At 75.9% G+C, this 2,571-nt stretch carries 2 protein-coding genes; both read left to right on the forward strand.

Going from position 1 to position 2,571, the window contains the following annotated elements:
- A partial coding sequence (locus EF903_RS31445; protein ID WP_125548382.1) for a DUF3152 domain-containing protein occupies nt 1–729 on the forward strand: 729 nt, incomplete at its 5' end.
- Between the two features lie 235 nt (nt 730–964).
- A partial coding sequence (locus tag EF903_RS31450; RefSeq protein ID WP_125548383.1) for a DUF3492 domain-containing protein occupies nt 965–2,571 on the forward strand: 1,607 nt, incomplete at its 3' end.

Here is a 2,571-nt window from a genome sequence, read left to right on the forward strand (position 1 = left end):
TCCGCCTCCCCGCGCGCCGCGGGCACGGCCGGCGACCGGGCCCTGCCCGGCCAGTCCGCGGCCTCCCGCTCCGACGGCCGGGCCGTCCCGCAGGCGCCGCCCGCGGCCCCGGCGCCCGCGCCGGAGCTCACGTACGAGCAGAAGATGGCCCAGCAGCTCCCGATCGACGCGAAGCTCAAGGGGCCCGGGAGCTTCGAGACGGTCCCCGGCGTCGCCGCCGCCCCCGGCAAGGGCGAGGTGGTCCGCTACCGGGTCGACGTCGAGACCGGGCTCGGGCTGGACGCGCAGCTCTTCGCCGAGGCCGTGCACCGCACCCTCAACGACGACCGCAGCTGGGCCCACGGCGGCCGCAAGACCTTCGAACGGGTCCCGGGCGGCAGCGCCGACTTCGTCGTCACCCTCGCCAGTCCCGGCACCACCGGCGTGTGGTGCGCGAAGTCCGGGCTGGACACCACCATCGAGAACGTCTCCTGCGACTCCGCCAACACCGAGCGCGTGATGATCAACGCGTTCCGGTGGGCCCAGGGCTCGCCGACGTACGGGGCGGAGCAGATGTTCGCCTACCGGCAGATGCTCATCAACCACGAGGTCGGCCACCGGCTCGGCCACGGGCACGTGAACTGCCAGACCCCGGGCGCCCCCGCGCCGATCATGCAGCAGCAGACGAAGTCGCTGGAGATCGACGGGATCCGCTGCAAGCCCAACCCGTGGGTGTTCCCCGGCAACTGACGGACGGCCGGGCAGCCGGAAAGCGCTTCGCTCCGCGGCTTGCCCACCCCGGCCGGGCCCCTCCGGGTAGCGCGCTCGAACGCGAACCGTACGGGAAAGTTACGACTCTTCACCCCTTCCGGTGGCGCGACGGACAACCGTCCGCCGCGCCACCGGCGCATCCGCTTGGCTTCTCCCGCGGCCGGTCGCCGGACCGGCGGCCGCCGCCACGACCGGAGATTCGGGGGTGCCACTCGTGCGGATCGGACTGCTCACCGAAGGCGGCTATCCGTATGCCGCGGGCGAGGGCCGGCTGTGGTGCGAGCGCCTCGTGCGCGGGCTGCCGCAGCACGAGTTCGAGCTCTACGCACTGAGCCGCAGCGCCGAACAGGAAGAGCGCGGCCGGGTCGTGCTCCCCGAGCACGTCACCCGCGTCTGGACCGCCCCGCTGTGGGCACCCGCCGACGACGGCCGCACCCACTCCCGGCGTGAGCGCCGCCGGTTCGCCGACGCCTACCGGGAGCTGGTGGACGGCATCTGCACCGGCCGCGCCGAGCCCTTCGCCGCCGGACTGTACGGGCTCGCCGAACTCGCCCGAGAACAGGGCGGCATGTACGCGGCCCTCCGCTCGGAGACCGCCGTGCGGGCGGTGGAGTCCGCCTGCCGGGCCCCCGGCGCCCGCCGCGCCCTCCGGCAGGCCCAGGTGGCCGACCTGCTGGAGTTCGCCGACGCCCTGGAGCGGCTGCTGCGCCCGCTGTCCCTCGACTGGTACGAGGACCTCCGCGAGGTGGACGTCTGCCACGCCGCCGCGGGCGGGATCGCCGCCCTCCCCGGGCTGCTGGCCAAACGCTTCTTCGGGGTGCCGCTCCTGGTCACCGAGTACGGGGTGCGGCTGCGCGCCCACTACCTGGACCGCCCCGAGGGCGGCCGGCCCGCGGTGCGGGCCCTCCTCGCCGCCTTCCACGTCCGGCTCGCCTGCGAGATCTACGCCCGCGCCGACCTCCTCACGCCCGGCAACGCCCACGCCCGCCGCTGGCAGGAGCGGTGCGGCGCCACCCGGGACCGGATGGAGACCGTGTACCCGGGGATGGAGGCGGACCGATTCGCCGCCGTCGGCGAGGACCCCGCCTGCGGCGACCCCGACACACTCGTGTGGGTGGGCCGGATCGAGCCCGGCAAGGACCTCGTCGGGCTGCTCCACGCCTTCGCGGAGGTCCGCAAGGCCGCCCCCGGCACCCGGCTGCGGATCTTCGGGAGCGCCCCCGCGGTCCCCGGCTACCTCGCCGACTGCCGCTCGCTGGCCGCCCAGCTCTTCCCCGACGAGGCCGCCGACGCCGTCACCGCCGGTGAGAACCCCGTCTCGTTCGAGGACGTCGGCGGACCCGAGACGGCCACCGCCGCCGAGGCCTACGGCAGCGGCCGCGTCGCCGTCCTCTCCTCCGTCGTCGAGGGCTTCCCCACCGGTCTCGCCGAGGCGATGTTCTGCGGCCGGGCCACCGTCTCCACCGACGTCGGCGCGGTGTGCGAGGTCATCGGCGGCACCGGCCTCGTCGTCCCGCCGCGCAACCCGCGCGCCCTCGCCGACGCCTGCCTCTCCCTGCTGCGCGACCCCGAACGGGCCCAGCGGCTCGGCGCGGCCGCCCGGGCACGCGCCCTGGAACTGTTCACCGTCGAACAGAACATCGCCGCCTTCCGCGAGGCCTACCTGCGGCTCCTCGCCCGCGGACCCGCCCGGCCCGGCGCCGGCGTCCCCTTCGGCCAACCCCCCGAGGCCCGCGTCCCCGGCCACTGGACCAGCCCCGGCTGGGCCGACCCCGAACCCGAACCCGACCCCGACGCGGCGGCCGCCGCGTCGGGGTCGGG

The sequence above is a fragment of the Streptomyces sp. WAC05292 genome, assembly GCF_003949955.1.
GTDB classification, from domain to species: Bacteria; Actinomycetota; Actinomycetes; order Streptomycetales; family Streptomycetaceae; genus Streptomyces; species Streptomyces globosus.